Below are 19,110 nucleotides of genomic sequence, written 5' to 3' on the forward strand. Positions count from 1 at the left end.
GGCGGATTGGAAATTGTTAGCCGTAGGCCTTTTTTGCGGGGCATAAAAAAGGCCGCTGAATGTGCGGCCTCGGTTTGTCAGTGGGTGGCTAAACCGTGTTTCTGAATCCGATACAGTAGCGTATCGCGCGATATGCCCAGCAATCTGGCGGATTTGCTGCGGTTGCCTTTGGTTCTGGTCAGCGCCTGTAAAATCATGTCCGCTTCCAATGCATCCAATTGCAGACCCAGTTCCGGCAGCGTGAATTCCGGGCCGGAGGCTACCGTTCCACGGCTGAATTCGTGCGGCAGGTTTTCCGGCTCGATGACTTTGCCGGATAGCAGGATGCTGAGTCGTTCGCAGAGGTTGCGCAGTTCGCGCACGTTGCCCGGCCATTTGTAGTTGCGCAGGGTTTTTAACGCTTGCCTGCTGAAGGTTGGCGGTTCTAGCGAATGCGTCGCCGAAAAATGGGCGAAGAAGTGTTTCGCTAACTCTTCGATGTCTTCGCTACGCTGATGTAAGGACGGGATTTCCAGAGGGACGACATTCAGGCGGAAATACAAGTCTTGGCGAAACTCGCCGTTTTCGATCAATCTGGTCAAGTCGGCGTTGGAGGCCGCAATGACGCGCACGTTGACAGTATAGGGTTTGGTACCGCCGACCGGCAGGCATTCGCCGGATTCCAGAAAACGTAACAGTTTCGATTGAATGCTGATCGGTAATGAGTTGATTTCGTCCAGGAACAGCGTGCCGCCGTCAGCGGCCTGGAACAATCCCTGTTTGTCGGAAATTGCGCCGGTAAACGCGCCTTTTTTATGGCCGAAAATCTCCGATTCGACCAAGCCCTCGGGTAGGGCGGCACAGTTCAACGTGATAAAAGGTTTGTTGGCGCGCGGGCTGTCTTTCTGTATTGCCGTGGCGAGTACCTCTTTGCCGGTACCGGTTTCGCCTTTGATCAAGACGGTAACGTCGGTCGCGGCGACAATTCGGGCGCTACGGATTAGCGCTTCTATGGCTGGAGACTGTCCAATAATCGAATTGAAGTTATCCACCTGTAAAACCTCTCAATACGTCATAATGTGTTCAACGCGCATCGGGTTTAGCCAAGGAAAGGCTGCCAATAATGCGAAAATGATAAACAAGGCTCCGACCGCATGCTTGAATTGGCGCAGTCTGGAAAGCCGAGTCAGAAACGAGGTCATTATACCGATTCCCATGACGGCTGGTAAAGTACCTAACCCGAAAGCTAGCATGGTCATTGCACTGTGTAGTATCCCTTCGGCCGTTGCCGCTAACGCCAGCGCGGTGTAGATCAGGCCGCACGGCAACCACCCCCAAACCATACCGAACAATAAGGCCTGGGTGCGGTTCTGTACCGGAATCAGGCGTCGGCCCAAAGGTTCGATGCATTTCCAAAAGCGCGCGCCCACTTTTTCGATATAAGCAAAGCGTGGAAACCAGCCGGCCAAGTACAGACCGGCGCCGGCCATCACGGCGGCTGAAAAAAGTTGCAGCAACCGATGTGCTTGGCCATGGCTGAACGGCAAGCTTAGAAACACCTGTATCGCCCCGGCCAACGCGCCGGCCAGGGCGTAGCTGAAAATCCGCCCCAGGTTGTAATTCAGTACGATTGCGAACAAACGCCGTTTGTCGTTACGCAGCTCGGGTTTAAGGCTATATGTCAGCGTGCCGATGATCGAGCCGCACATGCCGATACAATGCAGACTACTGAACAGACCCATTAGGAACGCTGCAAAATACGAAGCGTTGAAATCGAGATAAACGTGCATATTCGGAACGAGTTGGCGGCGATCGGTGGTGGCGATAGGCGCGGATTATAGCGGGTTTCCGCTGTTCTCGATGCGAGATTGCGCTGGGGCCTTTAACCAGTGTCGGTAATGTTGTTGGCGCAAACCCGGTTGCGCCCCTGGTTTTTGGCTTGATAGAGCGCGTCGTCGGCGGCTTTTAGTAGAATTGCCGAGTGGTCGTGAGCATGGGCCTGTAAGCTGGCGACGCCGACGGAGATGGTGACAAAAGCCAAGGGATTGTTCTTGACGTGACGGATTTTCAGGGTTTCTACGGTTTCCCGATACTGTTCCGCCCTCAGCATTGCGCCGATACTGTCGGTGTTGGGTAGCAGGATTGCGAATTCCTCGCCGCCGAGTCGAGCGACCAAGTCTTCCGGGCGGAGGGTCATCGCTTGCAATGCTTCGGCTACCCGTTTCAAGCATTCGTCCCCCATCGGGTGGCCGTAAAAGTCGTTATATTGTTTGAACGAATCAATGTCGACGATCAGCAACGAAAGCGGCATGCCGGTACGCTTGGATTGGTTCCACTGCCGTTCCAGCGCTGCATCGAACGCGCGGCGGTTGGGAAGTTCCGTCAATCCGTCCAGCGATGCCAATTTTTCCAACAGATCGGATTTGGTTTTTAGTTGGATTTGGGTTTTGACTCTGGCCAGGACGATGGAAGGGGAAAAGGGCTTGGTGATGTAATCGTTACCACCGATGCGGAAGCCGTGGACCTCGTCTTCTTCGGTATGTTTGGCGGTCAAAAAAATGATGGGAATGTTACGGGTTTTATCTTGCGATTTGAGTTGCAGGCAGGTCTGGTAGCCATCGGTACCGTCCATCACGATATCCAGCAGAATCAAGTCAGGAAGTTGGCTGGACGCGATTTTTATCGCCAGTTCGCTGTTCACGGCGACCTTGACGTGATAGTACGGCTCCAGGATGTTTTTGATCAAATCCAGGTTTTCCGGACTGTCGTCCACCGCTAGGATGGTGTGGGCCTTTGGGTTTTCCATGATGTTACATTCCAGAATCCAATAAACGGTTCAGTGCCTGAGCGGCTTCCACAAACTGGTAATTGGCGATTTGCTTTTTCACCGGTGCCAACGCTTCCGCCAGCTTTGCGTCTTCGACCGCGGCGGCGATCTGTTCCATTTGCCGATCTGCATCCGAGTCGAAGACTTGTAATTTGTTGATCAGTAACGCCAATTGTTGACGGAGTTCCAGCGGCGACAGGCTGATTTTCGCCTCGGGTTCGGCGGCGGCCGGTAGCGCGCTGTTGATGCCGCGGATCACTTTGGCCATTTCCAACGCAGTGGCGGCGATGTTGTTTTCTATCGTCGACCAGGTTCCGGGGTTGGACTGAGTGGCCGACAAGCATTCTTCCAGTCGCACCAAATGGCTTTGTAACTGTAGCGCGCCAAGTGAGCCGACCAAGCCTTTTAAAGTATGGACCAATTGGTAAACTTTATCGTGATTGTTGTCGGCAACCGCCTGATTGATTTCGGCCATCGTGTCGGCGTGGTTTTCGGCGAATTTTTGCAGGATTTTGCGGTAGACCACGCGGTTTCCGGCCGTATGCTGTAAACCGACGACGCTATCGATGCCGTAGAGGTAAGGGATATGGCTGTTGGCTGTGTCTTTCGGCGCGATGTGGAGCGTGGTGTTGGTGCGCGGGGCAATCCATTTCACCAGGGCCGCGTAGAGGGTTTCCGGCAATATCGGTTTGCTGACGAAATCGTCCATATCCGCTTGCAGGCACTTATTGCGGTCATTGCTCATCGCGTTCGCGGTCATCGCGATGACCGGCAATGTCTGGCAACTTGGCAGGGATCGCAAGTGTTTCGTGGTCTGATAGCCGTCCATGACCGGCATCTGTACGTCCATCAATACGCAGTCGAACGGCATCTGTTGCAGTTTCTGCAAGGCTATTTCGCCGTTTTCGGCGACCTCCGCCTCGATACCGGCTTGCTTGAGCAATTCGATCGCGACGATTCGATTCACTTCGTTGTCCTCGACTAACAATACCCGGGCTCCGGCGATGGTATGCAGCTTGTCGGTGTCCAGGGTATTTTTCCGCAGGTATTGTGCCTGACGAATCGAAGCCATATTGCTGATACCCAATTTGACGCTGAACGTAAAGGTGGAACCAACGTTTTCCCGACTCGAAACGCTGATCGTTCCGCCCATTTGCTCGACCAACTGCTTCGATATGATCAGGCCAAGCCCGGTGCCGCCATAGTTGCGGGTGATGCTGCTATCGCCCTGGCTGAACGCTTGAAACAATTTGGCTTGCATTTCGGCGTTCATACCGATGCCGGTATCGCTGATGCTGAATTGCATGCAGGTCTGTTGGGCCGAGCGGCTTAATTCGTTTAGCGTGACTCGGATCTCGCCGTGTTCGGTGAACTTGATAGCGTTACCGATCAAGTTGATAAGTATTTGCCGTAAACGTTGTGGATCGCCGACGACTGCCAGATGCGTTTGGTCCGCCGGCGGCCGAATTAGCGCCAAGCCTTTGCGGGCGCTAAGTTCTGACATTGTCGAAAAGACGTTATCCAGCATTTCCTCGAGTACGAAGGGTGTGGATTCCAAGTGCATCTTCCCGGCTTCCATTTTCGAGAAATCCAGAATATCGTCGATGATGGTCATCAGCGAGCGGGACGCGGTTTCGACCCGTTCCAGATAATCGCGTTGTTTGTCGGTGATACCGGTGTTCAGGCATAGCTCCACCAGGCCGATGATGGCATTCATCGGCGTGCGGATTTCGTGGCTCATATTGGCCAAAAACTCCGATTTGACCCGGGTGGCTTGTTCCGCCTGTTGTTTCGCCTCCAACAAACGTTGTTCGGCCTGCAGGCGGTCGGTAATGTCTTGCATGGTGCCTTGCACGCCGACGATTTTGTTATCGGCATCGCGCAAGGCTTTGCCGCGCTGGTGCACGTGACGGATTTCCTTATTACTCAATACGATCCGGTGGCGAAAGTCGATAACGTGGCCGTGGACGGCATTTTGCATCGCCGATTTGAAAAAAGCTTGGTCTTCCGGGTGCACCAGTCGGGTCAAAATCGCCGAAAAATCCGGGGAAAAATCCGGTTTTCCGGTCCCGGTGATGCGGTACATTTCGTCCGACCAACTGAAATGATTGTCGGACAAACGCCAGCGCCAATCGCCGATATGGGAAATACTTTGCGCATCCAGTAAGCGTTGTTTTTGATCCTGCAACGCATCGATTGCCCGGCTCCGTGCCAATTCTGCGCTGATTTGCAGCGCGAGCAGCTTCAGTATGTCTGTGGCGAATGTGGCGTCGGGGATCGGTTTGCAATACGACACGGCGATGAAGCCGAAACTGTTCTGCTGTTTGTCCTGTAGCGGAATGCCGAGATAGCCCTCGATATGTCGCGCTTGCAACCATCCCGCGTTAGGAAAGGTTTGGCCGACGCCGCTGCCGAAGCAGCAGATGCGGCCGGCAGCAACCTCCCGGCAGGGCGAATTCAATAAGCTAATTTCCTGGTTGGGCACGATTTTGCCGTGAGCGCATAGCGAAAGGCTATGGGCGCGGCCGCTATCCAATACTTCTGCTACCAATGCGTAATCGGCTCCCAGAGTTTCCAGGGTCAGTATGGTCAAGTTATCCAATAGTGACTCGGCATTCTGCGGCGCCGTGCTGGAAATGATGTTTCTGATGGCGCTGTTTTGCTGGCGTTGCTGGGTGACGTCACTGACCAGTCCCTGGTAATCGGTAATCCGGCCCTGCTCGTTGCGGACGATCATCTTTCGGTCTTGCACCCATTTAATGCCGCCGCCGTGGGTAACGATACGATAAGGTTGATGGACGATTTCCTGGCATTCTAAGGATTCACCGCCGATTTCAATCTCCCTTTGGAATGCGGCCAAGTCGTCCGGATGTACCAGGTTTGTGTAAAACACGCCGCCGTTAACCAGTTGCTCTGCGCTGTAGCCGAATAGCTGGCGAGCGTTCTCAGTGGCGAACTCGACTGGCAAGCCCTCGGAATTGTTCCATTTCAATACCACTGCACCGCTACGACTGATAATGTGGTAAGCGGCCTGTAAATTGGTCTCGGACTGTTTGCGTTGGCTGATATCCTGATGGGTGCCGCATAAACGGGTGGGGCCGCCGCTTACCGGATCGTGTGCGACTACGGCTCCGGACCCTTGAATCCAAACCCAGTGGCCCAGTTTGTGGCGCATGCGAAATTCGACGACATAAGGGCGGCGGGACTCGATGTGTTTTGCGACGACAGTCCTTACCCGCTCCCTATCGTCAGGGTGCAAACGCCTCGCCCAATCGCTGACGTAGTTGTCGAGTTCGTCCTGCTTCAGGCCGAGCATGTCGAGCCAACGTTGATTGACCAAATGCTTGCCGGTGGGATACTCCCAATCCCAATAGCCCAGTTGGGCGCCGTCGATGGCCAGCGTCAATTGTTCTTCGACGCGCTTACGCGGTGTGATATCGATGTGAAATTCGATCAATTCGCTATTGTTGCGCGAACTCAAACGCTGCAGCGAGATTTCCCGCCAAGTGTCGCCGGGGAAAGCGAAATCGGCGGCGAGCATGGCTTTACCGGCTTTGATGTGTTGGCACAGAGGGCATTCGCTTTCCGCAAGCTGGCACGGGTGAAACCAAACGTGTACCGGCTGATTCAGCAAATCCCCGGCGTTTTTGCCTGTCGCCAATGTGGCGGCGCGGTTGATAGCGCGTATCAGGCCGGCACTGTCGACTAACACGACCGGATGGTTCAGCGCATCGTAGTTGCGCCGCACCTGGGCCGCCAGCGATTTGTCGCGGGTCGGGTGTAGCAGTAGGTTGCCGAATAGCAATAGCGCGGCAGTTCCCGGCAATAGCAAACTGATTAGATCGGATAAAGAGCCGCGGCCGCTGGTCTGCTGGTAGAGTGTCACCGCTACATCGCAGAGCAAAAGCAAGCAAGCGGCGATCAACACCAGCCGCGGTATCTGCTCGGATGATTCGGTGGAAGTGTCGGTCATGGCGGATTGGCCCGGGTAAAACCGTTCTCGAAGCGAAAATCTTAGCCTGCGGCCATGTAAATGTGAATTTAGCTGAAGCCGAATTTGCTGGTGTGTTTAGCAAATCGGGATTTTAAAGGCTGCTCCTGCCTGTTCTTTGACCAGTCGCGGTACCAAATAGCCGGGCAAATGCCTTTGCAAGTGCTGGTGCAGTATTTTGGCTTCCGCTTCGCTCACTTCGAAATGGCCGACGCCGCGAGCTCGGTCCAGCAAATGTAAGTAGTAGGGCAGGATGTTAAAGCTGAATAATTTTTCGCTCAGCTCACGGAGTTGTTCGCCGTCATCGTTGATTCCTTTCAATAACACACTTTGATTTAATAGGGTCACGCCGCTAAGTTTGAGTTCGGTACAGATTTGGTTGACCGAATTGCTGAGTTCTTGAGCATGGTTGACGTGCAACACCATCACGACTGGTTTTGGCAACGCGGCGAAAGTCCGCAGCAATGCTTTGGTCACGCGTTCCGGCAGCACTACCGGGGTGCGGGTGTGGATGCGGATGCGCTTGATGTGGCCGATTTCAGCGAAACGAAACATGAGCTGTTCGAGTTTAGCGTCGCTGAGTAGCAAAGGATCGCCACCGCTCAGAATTACTTCGCTAATTTCCGGACGTTGCTCGACATAGGTCAGGGCGCTTTCGAATTGTCGGCCGGACAATTGCAATTCGCCGTACGGAAAATTTCTGCGAAAACAGTAGCGGCAGTGCACCGCACAGGCGCCGGTCATGATGAATAGCACTCGACCCCGGTATTTGTGAATCACGCCGGTCTCCGCCACGGCCTTTAAGTCGCCGACCGGGTCGTCAGTGTAGCCGCGGTAATCGGTTAATTCGGCCAGATCCGGCAATACTTGGCGTAGCAGTGGGTCATCCGGATTGCCGGCTTGCATGCGTGCCGCAAAATCACGCGGCACCCGTAACGGGAATGCGCTGGCTTGCTCGGGTAAATTCAAATCGGCGGGTGAAAGTTGCAGGTAGGCGCACAAGTCGGCAACGCTGTCGAATGCATCGGCAAGCGCCTGTTGCCACGTGGCGGATGGGGTGTTCAAAGTTGCTCCGGTTTCCGAATAAAAATCTTATCCATTATAATCGTCCGCTTATTGTTTGTTTCACGAGGAAAAAATGGCGACTTTTAGCACCAACGAGTTCAAGGGCGGTTTGAAGATCATGCTGGATAACGACCCTTGCGCGATTATCGAGAACGAGTTCGTTAAGCCCGGCAAAGGCCAAGCCTTTAACCGGGTCAGGATCCGCAATCTGAAAACCGGCCGGGTAATCGAGCGCACTTTCAAATCCGGCGATACCGTGGAAGGTGCCGACGTCGTCGATAAGGAAATGCAATATCTGTATAGCGACGGCGAATTCTGGCATTTCATGGTGCCGGACACCTTCGAGCAATACCAAGCCGATAAAAACGCCGTGTCCGAAGCCATTAAATGGCTGAAAGAGCAGGATATCTGCACCATGACTTTGTGGAACGATTCGCCGCTGTCGGTGACGCCGCCCAATTTCGTCGAATTGGCGATCACCGAAACCGATCCCGGTTTGAAGGGTGATACCTCCGGCGGCGGCGGCAAGCCGGCGACATTGGAAACCGGCGCTGTGGTGCGGGTGCCGCTGTTCGTGCAAACCGGAGAAGTGATCAAAGTCGATACCCGTACCGGCGAGTACGTCTCCCGCGTCAAAGAATAGTGGCTGCTGCCTGGCGGCCTGTTTGCACTATCGGGCATTTGCGCAGCCGAGCGCAAATGCTCGCCGCAATCAGGCGCTTTTTCGATCAGCGTCAGGTTCTGGAAGTCGAGACCCCGCTGTTATGCCGGACCACCGGTACCGATCCGCAGTTGGATTTTTTCAGCAGCGATTACCTCGCGCGGCCGACGCGGCAAACCCTGTTTCTGCAAACCTCGCCGGAATTTGCGATGAAGCGGCTGTTGGCAGCCGGCAGCGGCAGCATCTACCAGATTTGCAAGGCCTTCCGCAACGGCGAGGCCGGACGCTTTCACAATCCGGAGTTCACGATTCTGGAGTGGTACAGAGTCGGTTTCGATCTGCAACGACTCATGGCCGAGGCGGCCGAGTTGGTGCGGTCTTTAGTCTTAGTGGACGGCTTGCCGATGCCTGTGGTGCAAATCTCCTACCGGCAACTGTTCCTCGGCAGCGTGGGCCTGGACCCGTTGGCGTTCCAGCGCGAGACTTACGCTGCCTATGCTGCGGAGCACGGCCTACAAGACGCCATTAGCTTGTGCGGCAACGACCACGCATTGTGGTTGGATTTTATTTTCAGCCACCGGGTGCAGCCGGCGCTGGCAGCCAGCACTCTGTATCTGGTTTACGGCTATCCGGCGATACAGTCTTCGCTGGCCAGGCACAGTGTCGACGATCCGCGGGTTTGCGAGCGTTTCGAGATTTTTGTCAATGGTGTCGAATTGGGTAACGGATTTTTCGAGTTGGCCGATCCGGACGAGCAGGAACGGCGGTTCAACCGCGAAATCGCTTACCGCGAGCAAAAAGGCCTGCCTGCGGTTACCAAAGACCGTTATCTGCTGGACGCGTTAGTCTCCGGCTTGCCGGACTGTAGCGGGGTGGCGATCGGTTTGGATCGGTTGTTGATGTTAGCCACCGGTAGCGAATCGATTGCCGAGGTGTTGGCTTTTCCGTTGGCGAATGCCTGAGGTTGGGCTGTCGTTGCCGGAAAAAACGCCCCCTTCTGCTGAAGGGGGAATTCGGCAAGGGTTCCGGATCAGAATAAGACAGTCATAGTTGCGCGGCGGTTTAGAAAGGCCAGCTCAAATGGTTTTTTTGGTTATCCATGCTGTCGAGCGCCGCTTGTACGTCCTTAACGAAAAAGCGTTTCAAGCCGCGGCCCAGTCGGGTCGAGAGCATCGGAACCGCCTGTTCTTTAGCCAGATAAGTCGCCGGTTCGCGCCCTCTACGGTATTTGCTGAGCGCTTGTCTAACGGCCGAACACAAATAGCATTCGGTGCCTTCCGGAAGTGTGGCGTTTAAATCGCGAATAAGATGGGGGGTTATTTTGTTCATACCAACCTCCTCCGCAATCGGGAGCCGGGGACGCTAATCCCTGTGTCAGTTAAAGATCCGCGACTCGGATCTGTTATTTAACAAAAATAACGTGATTAACTTATCAATCCTGTGGAAAAAGTCAACGATTGTGTTGCCGTATTTTTTGATTTATGTCAAGGCAATTTTTGACTGCTTGTGGGTTTGCTGCGATGCGGAAGCAGGCGGACCGTCCTAACGGTTCGCCTGCTGCTGCTTGGCGGCAGATTAGTCTGGTTTCTCTTCTTTGCCGGCCGGTTTGCGCAGGCGGATGCCCAATTCTTTGAGTTGTTCTTCACTGACCACTGCCGGGGCATTGAATAGCGGGCAGGCTGCGGTTTGGGTTTTCGGGAAGGCAATTACATCGCGGATAGAGCCGGCGCCGGTCATCAGCATCACCAGACGGTCCAAGCCGAAAGCAATACCGCCGTGCGGCGGCGCCCCGTATTTCAGTGCGTCCAAGAGGAAGCCGAATTTCTCGCGGGCCTCTTCGTGACCAATACCGAGAATATCGAACACGGTTTGCTGCATCGCGGTGCGGTTGATCCGGATCGAACCGCCGCCGACTTCGGTGCCATTCAATACCAAATCGTAAGCCCGTGACAACGCGGTTCCCGGATTAGCGACCAGTTCCTCGACCGAACAGCTCGGCGCGGTAAACGGATGGTGAATCGCAGTGTAGCGCTGGGCTTTTTCGTCCCAGGCGAACATCGGGAAATCGACGACCCACAATGGTTTCCACGGCCCGGTCAGCAGGTTGCGGTCCAGGCCCAGTTTGACCCGCAGGGCGCCCATGGCTTCGTTGACGATACCGGCTTTGTCGGCGCCGAAAAAAATCAGGTCGCCGTTTTGGGCGCCGACTTTTGCCATGACCTTGGCCCAAACTTCGGCTGGCGCAAATTTGACGATGGGCGATTGCAAGCCGTCTACGCCAGCGGCCAAATCGTTGACCTTGATGTACGCCAGGCCTTTGGCGCCATAGATGCCGACGAATTTGGTCAGCTCGTCGATCACGCTACGGCTCAAGTCGCCGCCTTCCGGCAGTTTCATCGCTACCACGCGGCCGTTGGGATCGTTGGCCGGACCGGAAAAGACTTTGAAATCCACCTCTTTCATTTCTTCGGCGATGTCCACCAGCTCCAGCGGAATCCGCAGGTCGGGGCGGTCGGAACCGAAACGGCGCATCGCTTCTGCATAGCTCATGACCGGGAATTGGTCGCCCAAATCGACGTCGATGATGTCCTTGAACAGGCGGCGGATCATTTCTTCCATCACCGCCATGATTTCCTGCTCGTTCATGAACGAGGTTTCGATATCGAGCTGGGTAAATTCCGGCTGGCGGTCGGCGCGCAAGTCTTCGTCGCGGAAGCAACGCACTACTTGGTAGTAACGGTCCATGCCGGCGATCATCAGCAACTGTTTGTAGAGCTGCGGCGATTGCGGCAAGGCAAAGAACGAATTTTGGTGGGTGCGGCTGGGGACGATGTAGTCGCGGGCGCCTTCCGGCGTGGCTTTAGTTAAATACGGGGTTTCGATTTCGAAAAACTCGTGGTCGTCCAGATACTGGCGCAGGTTTCGGGTGACGTCGCGGCGCACCTTCATTTTTTGCTGCATCGCGGTGCGGCGTAAGTCGATGTAACGGAAGCGCAAGCGGGTTTCTTCGTTGACTTCGATCTCGCTTTCCAGCGGGAACGGCGGGGTCTCGGCTTCGTTTAAGACTTCAATGTGTTTGCCCAGCACTTCGATCTGGCCGGTGGACATATTCGGATTATGCGTGCCTTCAGGCCGGTCGCGGACGATGCCTTCGATGCGCAGCACGTATTCGCTGCGCACATGCTCGGCAATGGCGAAACTCTCGGCCGCGTCGGGATCGAACACCACTTGCACCAGGCCGGCGCGGTCGCGCAAGTCGATAAAAATCACGCCGCCATGGTCGCGGCGGCGGTGCACCCAGCCGCACAGGGCCACGGTTTGTCCCAGATGCTGGGTGTTCAGTTCTCCACACTTGTGGCTACGCATAATGTCTCTCGGAATATTTCAAAAAGCTGGCGATGGTACGGATTTATAGGGTTTCAGGCAAGTTTAATGGCAAGCGCAACTGCCGCCGCAACCGCCGCTGTTACCGCCGGATTTTTCCGGAGTCTTGCTTTCGCCGGCGACGTTTTTCTTGTTGCCGCTTTTGAAATCGGTTTCGTACCAGCCGCCGCCTTTCAGTCTGAAGCCGGCCGCGGAGATTTTCTTTTTCAATTCGGGTTCATTACAGGCGGGGCAAATCACCAGCGGTTCGGCGCCCAGTTTTTGCAGGGCCTCGTGTTCGTAGCCGCAAGCGTTACATTGGTATTCGTAAATAGGCATCTGCTTCTCCAGTTAAAAGTCTCTAAAAACCGCTTACTAAGGCCAGGTTTTAAATTTTCAAGGCCCTTAATGCTAGAATATCGCGCCATTTTAAATGAAAACGCCCGGAGAATATGGACAAATTGACCATCCGCCAGCCCGACGACTGGCATTTGCACGTCAGAAACGGAAGTATGTTGCGCTCGGTCATTGGTCATAGCGCCAGGCAATTTGCCAGGGCGATCATCATGCCCAATCTGAAGCCGCCGGTTACTACGTTGGAGCAGGCGTTGGCTTATCGGCAGGAGATTTTGAATGCGCTGCCTGAAGGCTCTGAGTTTCAGCCATTGATGACGCTGTATCTGACCGGGAACACAACGCCGGAACAAATAAAAAACGTCGCCGACTGCGAACACGTTTATGCCTTCAAGCTGTATCCGGCCGGTGCGACGACCAATTCCGACGCCGGCGTCGCCGATATCGTTGCGGCTTACCCCTTGTTTGAAGCGATGGAAAAATATGGGGTGCCATTGCTGGTTCACGGCGAGGTTACCGACGCCGAATACGACATTTTCGATCGCGAAAAAATCTTTCTCGAAACCAAGCTCAGTCCAATTATCCGTCGTTTTCCGCGGCTACGGATTGTTGTCGAACACGTGACTACGCAGGAGGCGGTGGAATTTGTCCAATCGGCGCCGACCAATGTCGGTGCAACCATCACGCCGCAGCATTTGCTTTACAACCGTAATGCCTTATTGGCGGGCGGGATTCGGCCGCATTTTTACTGTTTGCCGATTCTGAAACGCGAGCATCATCGGCAGGCTTTATTGCAGGCGGCAACCAGCGGCAACTCCAAGTTTTTTCTCGGTACCGACAGCGCGCCTCATCTTACCGCATTGAAAGAAAGCCACTGCGGTTGCGCCGGCTGTTTCAGTGCGCACGCGGCGTTGGAATTGTATGCGGAAGCCTTCGAAACGGCCGGCGCTCTGGAAAAGTTGGAGGGCTTTGCCAGCGATTTCGGTGCGGATTTCTACGGATTGCCGCGCAATAGCGGTGAGGTTACCTTGGTCAAGCAGGCGTGGCAGGTGCCGGATGTATATGCCGATCCCGATTTAGGAACGGCGATCACACCGTTGCGGGCCGGAGAATCGGTTTCTTGGCGATTGCTGAGTCAGTAACGGTGCAATTGAACCGTCATTGTGGTTTATATCAACCCGCAGCGGCAGTCGTGTACGTTTTCGATTGGGGCGCCTGGCGTCGAAATCCCTCTAACGAAGTATTGGCATGAATCTGGCTTTTCCATCGGATTTAGTCCGGTCTTCGGCTCCCATGGCCGTTAGTTGCGGCGGCCGCAAATTTTCGAAATGAATTTATCTAGCGATCCGATTTACCGTTGGGGAATATTTTTGCTCTGGCTTCTGCTGAGCATCAGCGTGTTTTTTCGCGCGCCGATTCCGATCGACGAAACCCGCTATCTGAGTGTGGCTTGGGAAATGTGGCTACGCGGCGATTTTTTAGTGCCTTATCTGAACGGGCATACCTATAGCCACAAGCCGCCCCTGTTGTTCTGGCTGATTCAGCTCGGTTGGGGGCTGTTTGGCGTCAACGACTGGTGGCCGCGTTTAGTGGGACCGCTGGCGGCGCTCGGTAATTTGCTATTGGTCAGGCGCTTGGCTGCAACTCTTTGGCCTGAGCAACGCGAGGCAGCGGCACTGGCGCCCTGGGTGCTGGCGGGTACATTGCTCTGGACTTTGTTTGCCACGTCGACCATGTTCGATATCTTGCTGACCGATTGCGTGATGCTCGGCATGCTGGGCCTGTTAATCGTAGCGAACGGTCGGGTGCGCAAGGGCTGGCTCTATTTCGGCCTGGCGATCGGGTTGGGTCTGCTGACCAAGGGGCCGGTGATTTTTCTGCATCTGTTGCCCACGGCCTTGTTTGTCAGATTCTGGCACACCGACGCCAAAGCGCTGGGAGCCGCCTGGTGGGCGGGATTGCTGGCGGCAGTGTTGTTGGGTGCGTCGCTGGCTTTGGCTTGGGCCTTGCCCGCAGCACAGGCGGGCGGGCAGGAGTACGCCGACGCGATTTTGTGGCATCAAACCGCGGACCGTACCGTGGGTACCAAAATCCATACCCGGCCTTTTTTCTGGTATTTACAGTTTCTGCCGTTGTTATTGTTTCCCTGGTTGTTCTGGCCGCGCTTATGGGCCGGCTTGCGTCAGGGGGTTAATGGCGACAACGGTTTAAAGTTCAGTGCGATTTGGTTGGTTTCGGTTTTTGTGTTGTTTTCGGCATTGCCCAGCAAGCAACTGCACTATCTGATTCCGATGCTGCCGGCTTTTGCTTTGGTTACGGCCAGGGTGTTGTCGCGGAAGCGTTTGGCCTGTTCTATTGCCGCGGAATCGGTGCTCCCGGTTTTGTTTGCGTTGATCGGGATTTTTCTGATGATACTGCCGCAGGTGCCGGGTTTGGCCAAGTTGCATTGGGTGCAAACTATCCAAATCGACTGGGGGCTCTGGGTGTTGGCAGTTGGGGTAGGCTTGGTCGTCGCAGTCTGGCGCTCGCGAAGTCTGTCGGTGGCATCCTTGTCCGCCGCTGTGGTGGTGGCGGTTTTCGCCGGTTTTATCTTCTTCTTTCAGTATGTCGGTCTGGCCTATGACTTGCGTCCGGCTGCGATGCAGATCCGCGCGTTCAACGAACAGGGCGTGCCCTACGTTTACGTCGGCAATTACCAGGGGCAGCTGAATTTTCTGGGCAGACTGACCACGCCGCTGCCGGTATTGGCGACGGTTGCCGACGCCGAGCGCTGGGCGGCCAGCCATCCGGCCGGTTATCTGGTTTCGCTGGAAAAAGACAAACCGGAGGATACCTTTTATCTGCAGGGGCATCGCGAATATTGGCTGGTTTTCCGCCGTGCCGACCAGTTTGGTCGGTTAAAACCCCTATGACCGGCCGACAATAATCCGGCTTCGCATTAAGCGTTTGATACAATTAGCAACTTTTTACTTTTTCCGAGTTTATGCAAATTTCCGTCGTAGTTCCCGTTCATAACGAAACCGACAACGTAGACGCGTTGATCGCCGAAATTGACCAAGCTTTGAGCGGTCAGGATGCTTACGAAATGATATTCGTCGACGACGGCAGCACCGACGATACCGCGGCCAAGTTGCAGCGGGCCATGCAAAAATATTCGGCATTACGCGTATTGCAGCATCGGCGCAGTTGCGGCCAAAGCCGGGCGGTGCACAGTGGAGTGCTTGCTGCGCGTTACCCGTGGATCGCGACGCTGGACGGCGACGGCCAGAACGATCCGGCCGACATTCCAAATCTGGTCGCCGCCTGGCAAGCCCAGAACGATCCGCAATTATGGATGCTGGCCGGGTTTCGTCATCAACGAAACGACACGGGTTGGCGCAAATTCTCGTCCAAATTCGCCAATGCGGTGCGCCAGGCGATTTTGCACGATGCAACCCCGGATACTGGCTGCGGCTTGAAATTGTTTTTGCGCGACAAATTCTTAGGATTACCGTATTTCGATCATATCCACCGCTTCTTGCCGGCCTTGATCCAAATGGCCGGCGGCCGGGTGATTTCGGTTAAAGTGAACCACCGGCCGCGCAATTTCGGGCAGTCCAAATACGGGACGTTGGATCGGGCTTTGGTGGGTATCGTCGATATCTTGGGTGTGGTCTGGCTGAAACGGCGGCACAGTTTGGCGCAAGTCAGCGAGGTGGCGCGTGGTTAATTCTGCGTATCCCGCATCAGCTCAGTTGGAAGCGAGGGCTTGATGGAACAGGGTGTTTTCGGTTTTTTCAGTCATTTGATGGATAAGTGGCAGCACCATCTGTCCAGCATGGACTCGAACGATATTATCTGGCTCACCATCGGGTTGGTGGGGCAGTCGCTGTTCATGATGCGCTTCATCGTGCAGTGGATTCATAGCGAACGCCACCAAAAAAGCGTTATTCCGGTCAGTTTTTGGTATTTCAGTCTGTCGGGCGGGGTGATCGTCTTGATGTACGGTATTCACCGGGTCGATCCGGTGATTATTCTGGGGCAGTTGCCGGGCACTTTTGTCTATGCCAGAAATCTTATGTTGATCAGGCGGGAGCACAGAGATGCGCTGGCCGAATTGACCGATGACGACATGGGTGGCTAGTGCCGGGTGTTTACTCGGAGAGCGATTTTCGCCGTTTTTCGGAAAAGACGGCCGCTTTACCCTAGACTTAATCAATTAGTATAACGACATATCGGTGAGGTTCCGGATGAGGTATTTTGTTCTGATCGCAATGATTGTTGCCTGGCAGCAAGCGGATGCCGAGGTTTTCAAATGCGTCGGCAAGGATGGTAAGACCGTTTATCAATCGAAACCCTGCCAAACCGCGGCGAAAGTCGAGCAGTTGGATATTCAGGCCGATCCGGAGCTGGAGGCGGCAGCAAAAGCCAAACGCGAAGCTTTGGAAAGCGAATATGACAGTAAGAAAGCCGCGAAACGAGAAGCCGAGCGCCGCGATACCGTGTTGAGAAATCAAACCGAATCGACCAATGCATTGAAGCAAAGCGCTATCGCCCAGCAGCAACAAGTCGAGGCTGCGCAAAGACAGGCCGCAGCGCTGGAACGGCAGGCCCAGCACAATGCCAATCCGGTCATGATCGTCGCGCCGCCGATGGTATTGCCGACACCGGCGGTGCCTGTGTCTCCAGGCTCGACGGTCACCAAAGACCAGACGCTGCGCTAACCGGCGGGTGCACCGATGTTGTGGTTAAAAGCCTTACACCTGATATTCATGGTCACCTGGTTTGCCGGGCTGTTTTATTTGCCGCGCCTATTCGTCTACCATGCGATGAGCGAGGACAGTATCAGCAACGAGCGCTTTAAAGTCATGGAACGCAAGTTGTACTGCGGCATCATGACTCCGGGAATGCTGTGCACCCTTGCGTTCGGCATCTGGATGTTGGCCGACTATGCCTGGATGTTGTATTCGGCTAGCGGCTGGTTGCACTTGAAATTGGCACTGTTGGGCTTGTTGGTGGTGTACCACGGCGTTTGCGGCAAATGGCTGCTGGATTTCAAACACGACCGGAATCGCCATTCCCACATTTATTTTCGGTGGGTCAACGAGATACCGGTTCTGTTCCTGTTTGCGATCGTCATCTTGGCAGTGGTTAAGCCTTTTTGACGGCCTGCCGATCGATTGTCCTGGAGCCGCTGGGCGGTCTAAGTCTTTATCGGGGCTCGTTCGCTGCCGACCATGTTACTGAAATGTTCCAGTCGGTCTGGAGTGCCGATATCGAGCCAGATACCGGAATGTTTTTGTCCGCTTATCCGTTGCTGCTGTATTGCCCGATTGAGCACCGGGCGCAATTTTAGCGGTGCTACCGGAACACCCTCGAATAATTCGGGGCGATAGAGGCCGATTCCGCTGAAAGTCAGTTTGGTTTCGCCTTGCCCTGTCAGCAAGCCGGAGTCCGTCAGGGCGAAGTCGCCTTCGGGGTGGTGCGGTGGATTGTCGATCATGACCAGATGCGCCAAGTCTAACTTGACGTCGCGCAACGGCTGCAATGAACAATCGCAGACAATGTCGGCGTTGATAGCCAGAAACGGAGTATCACCAAGTAGCGGCAAGGCTTTGGCGATGCCGCCGGCCGTTTCCAGTGCCGTTTCGCCTTCGTCGGAGTAAGCGATCGATAGGCCCCAGCGTGCGCCGTTGCCGCAATGGTTTTTAATGAGCGCGCCGAGGTGGGCGATATTGATCACGATATCGGTGAAACCGGCGGCGGCCAGATTTTCCAACGTGTATTCGATCAAAGGCTTGCCGGCGGCTCGCAGTAGCGGTTTCGGGGTGTGATCGGTCAGCGGACGCATTCGTTCGCCGCGTCCGGCGGCGAGGATCATGGCTTTCATTGGATGGGCGGGTAAGCGAGTTTAAGCTGCTGCTGTAAAAATTGGTGAAACTGGTCAAGCTCCGGATAGCGAGCGCAAACGTTCTCCACATAGGCAAGCGTGCGCGGAATATCCGCCAGATAACTGGATTTGGCATCGCGCAGGTGGAGTCTGGCAAAAATACCGATCGCTTTCAGGTGGCGTTGCATGCCCATCAGATCGAACCAGCGTTGAAATTGCCGGTAGTCCACTGCGATCAAGCCTTCGGCGTACAGGCGGGCATGGTAGGCTCGAGTCCAGGCGTCGACTTGCCGGTCCGGCCAGGCGACATAACAGTCGCGTAACAGCGACACCAAGTCGTAGCTGATCGGGCCAACCACGGCGTCTTGAAAGTCGATTACACCTAGACTACCACTGCGCGGCAACATCAGATTACGGGAATGGTAGTCGCGGTGGACGCAGACCTGCGGCTGCGCCAATGCCGATTCGATTAGAATCCGATTCAGTCGCTCTGCCAATGATTGCGGCAATTCCAGTCCGACCAATTTTTGCAGGAACCACTCGTAGAAGATGCCGAGTTCGCGTTCGATGAATCCCGCGTCGTATTCCGGCAATCCGCAGCTGGCGGGGTCGACGTTGCGCTGCAATGCGAACAGGCTATCCAAGGCCTTGGCATAGAGGCTCTCCGCAGTTTTCGGGTTTAGCCGGTCCAACAGGTTTTCGCAGCCGAGATCTTCCAACAGCAAAAATCCCCGCTCAGTGTTGCTGCTATGAATCTCAGGTACGTGAATGCCGGCCTCTCGCATTAAACCCGCGACCCGGATAAACGCGGCGCAGTTCTCTTTCTCGGGCGGGGCGTCCATCGCGATGTGCACGCCTGAGGCGTGTTCGATCCGAAAGTACCGCCGGAAACTGGCGTCACTGGAAGCGGGGGAGAAACGATGGATGTCTAGCGAAAGATCGCGCTGCAACCAATCGACGAGTGCCGCCAGGCGACGGTCTTCCAAGCGGGAGTCGTACAT

Annotated in this window: 18 protein-coding genes; 8 read left to right on the plus strand and 10 right to left on the minus strand. The window is 55.1% G+C overall.

The window, feature by feature from the left end:
• Nucleotides 1-77: 77 nt before the first annotated feature.
• The 5 genes from ACH518_RS11070 to epmB form a co-directional block, all read right to left on the minus strand.
• The gene (locus ACH518_RS11070; RefSeq protein ID WP_140912381.1) at nucleotides 78-1,031 is read right to left on the minus strand and encodes a sigma-54 interaction domain-containing protein; all 954 of its coding nucleotides are present in this window, start codon (nucleotides 1,029-1,031) and stop codon (nucleotides 78-80) included.
• 12 nt (nucleotides 1,032-1,043) lie between these two features.
• Nucleotides 1,044-1,769: a sulfite exporter TauE/SafE family protein gene (locus ACH518_RS11075; protein WP_445372935.1), complete on the minus strand. Its 726-nt coding sequence runs from the start codon at nucleotides 1,767-1,769 to the stop codon at nucleotides 1,044-1,046.
• A 92-nt stretch (nucleotides 1,770-1,861) separates the two neighbouring features.
• The gene (locus ACH518_RS11080; protein WP_445372936.1) at nucleotides 1,862-2,785 is read right to left on the minus strand and encodes a diguanylate cyclase; all 924 of its coding nucleotides are present in this window, start codon (nucleotides 2,783-2,785) and stop codon (nucleotides 1,862-1,864) included.
• Nucleotides 2,786-2,789: 4 nt separating this feature from the next.
• Nucleotides 2,790-6,779, minus strand: a complete 3,990-nt coding sequence (locus tag ACH518_RS11085; protein ID WP_445372937.1) for a PAS domain-containing protein — start codon at nucleotides 6,777-6,779, stop codon at nucleotides 2,790-2,792.
• 96 nt (nucleotides 6,780-6,875) lie between these two features.
• Entirely contained in the window at nucleotides 6,876-7,862 is a 987-nt protein-coding gene (gene epmB, locus ACH518_RS11090) for an EF-P beta-lysylation protein EpmB (protein WP_445372938.1), read from the minus strand.
• 73 nt (nucleotides 7,863-7,935) lie between these two features.
• On the opposite strand from epmB, the gene efp reads away from it, so the two are divergent.
• Nucleotides 7,936-8,505 (plus strand): elongation factor P, encoded by a 570-nt coding sequence (gene efp / locus ACH518_RS11095; RefSeq protein WP_140912376.1) that lies wholly within the window; start codon nucleotides 7,936-7,938, stop codon nucleotides 8,503-8,505.
• A complete protein-coding gene (gene epmA, locus ACH518_RS11100) occupies nucleotides 8,505-9,485 on the plus strand; it encodes an EF-P lysine aminoacylase EpmA (protein ID WP_445372939.1) in 981 nt (326 codons plus the stop codon). Before efp ends, epmA begins: the two co-directional genes overlap by 1 nt.
• Before the next feature lie 100 nt (nucleotides 9,486-9,585).
• Here the strand turns inward: epmA and ACH518_RS11105 are convergent, their stop codons facing one another.
• From ACH518_RS11105 to ACH518_RS11115, 3 genes are all read right to left on the minus strand, one after another.
• Nucleotides 9,586-9,852 (minus strand): hypothetical protein, encoded by a 267-nt coding sequence (locus ACH518_RS11105; RefSeq protein WP_278212555.1) that lies wholly within the window; start codon nucleotides 9,850-9,852, stop codon nucleotides 9,586-9,588.
• A gap of 246 nt (nucleotides 9,853-10,098) precedes the next feature.
• A complete protein-coding gene (gene aspS / locus ACH518_RS11110) occupies nucleotides 10,099-11,889 on the minus strand; it encodes an aspartate--tRNA ligase (protein WP_445372940.1) in 1,791 nt (596 codons plus the stop codon).
• Nucleotides 11,890-11,952: 63 nt separating this feature from the next.
• Complete coding sequence (locus tag ACH518_RS11115) at nucleotides 11,953-12,225, minus strand: FmdB family zinc ribbon protein (protein WP_140912372.1); 273 nt, start codon at nucleotides 12,223-12,225, stop codon at nucleotides 11,953-11,955.
• 113 nt (nucleotides 12,226-12,338) lie between these two features.
• On the opposite strand from ACH518_RS11115, the gene pyrC reads away from it, so the two are divergent.
• The 6 genes from pyrC to hemJ all read left to right on the plus strand — a co-directional run bounded on the left by pyrC (nucleotide 12,339) and on the right by hemJ (nucleotide 17,384).
• Nucleotides 12,339-13,382, plus strand: coding sequence for a dihydroorotase (gene pyrC, locus ACH518_RS11120; RefSeq protein ID WP_445372941.1), 1,044 nt, complete (start codon nucleotides 12,339-12,341; stop codon nucleotides 13,380-13,382).
• 186 nt (nucleotides 13,383-13,568) lie between these two features.
• On the plus strand, nucleotides 13,569-15,152 hold the full coding sequence (locus ACH518_RS11125; RefSeq protein WP_445372942.1) for an ArnT family glycosyltransferase: 1,584 nt from the start codon (nucleotides 13,569-13,571) through the stop codon (nucleotides 15,150-15,152).
• 71 nt (nucleotides 15,153-15,223) lie between these two features.
• Complete coding sequence (locus ACH518_RS11130; protein ID WP_140912369.1) at nucleotides 15,224-15,949, plus strand: glycosyltransferase family 2 protein; 726 nt, start codon at nucleotides 15,224-15,226, stop codon at nucleotides 15,947-15,949.
• Nucleotides 15,950-15,991: 42 nt separating this feature from the next.
• Nucleotides 15,992-16,363 (plus strand): lipid-A-disaccharide synthase N-terminal domain-containing protein, encoded by a 372-nt coding sequence (locus ACH518_RS11135; RefSeq protein WP_445372943.1) that lies wholly within the window; start codon nucleotides 15,992-15,994, stop codon nucleotides 16,361-16,363.
• A gap of 106 nt (nucleotides 16,364-16,469) precedes the next feature.
• Nucleotides 16,470-16,943 carry a DUF4124 domain-containing protein gene (locus tag ACH518_RS11140; protein ID WP_445372944.1) on the plus strand — a complete coding sequence of 158 codons (474 nt, stop codon included), beginning with the start codon at nucleotides 16,470-16,472 and terminating at the stop codon, nucleotides 16,941-16,943.
• A gap of 15 nt (nucleotides 16,944-16,958) precedes the next feature.
• Nucleotides 16,959-17,384, plus strand: coding sequence for a protoporphyrinogen oxidase HemJ (gene hemJ / locus ACH518_RS11145; protein ID WP_445372945.1), 426 nt, complete (start codon nucleotides 16,959-16,961; stop codon nucleotides 17,382-17,384).
• A gap of 38 nt (nucleotides 17,385-17,422) precedes the next feature.
• Here hemJ and murU read toward each other — a convergent pair whose 3' ends face one another.
• Complete coding sequence (murU, locus tag ACH518_RS11150; protein WP_445372946.1) at nucleotides 17,423-18,109, minus strand: N-acetylmuramate alpha-1-phosphate uridylyltransferase MurU; 687 nt, start codon at nucleotides 18,107-18,109, stop codon at nucleotides 17,423-17,425.
• Nucleotides 18,106-19,110 carry an aminoglycoside phosphotransferase family protein gene (locus ACH518_RS11155; RefSeq protein WP_445372947.1) on the minus strand — a complete coding sequence of 335 codons (1,005 nt, stop codon included), beginning with the start codon at nucleotides 19,108-19,110 and terminating at the stop codon, nucleotides 18,106-18,108. The genes murU and ACH518_RS11155 overlap by 4 nt, the downstream gene beginning before the upstream one ends.

The sequence above is a fragment of the Methylomonas sp. HW2-6 genome, from assembly GCF_052474525.1.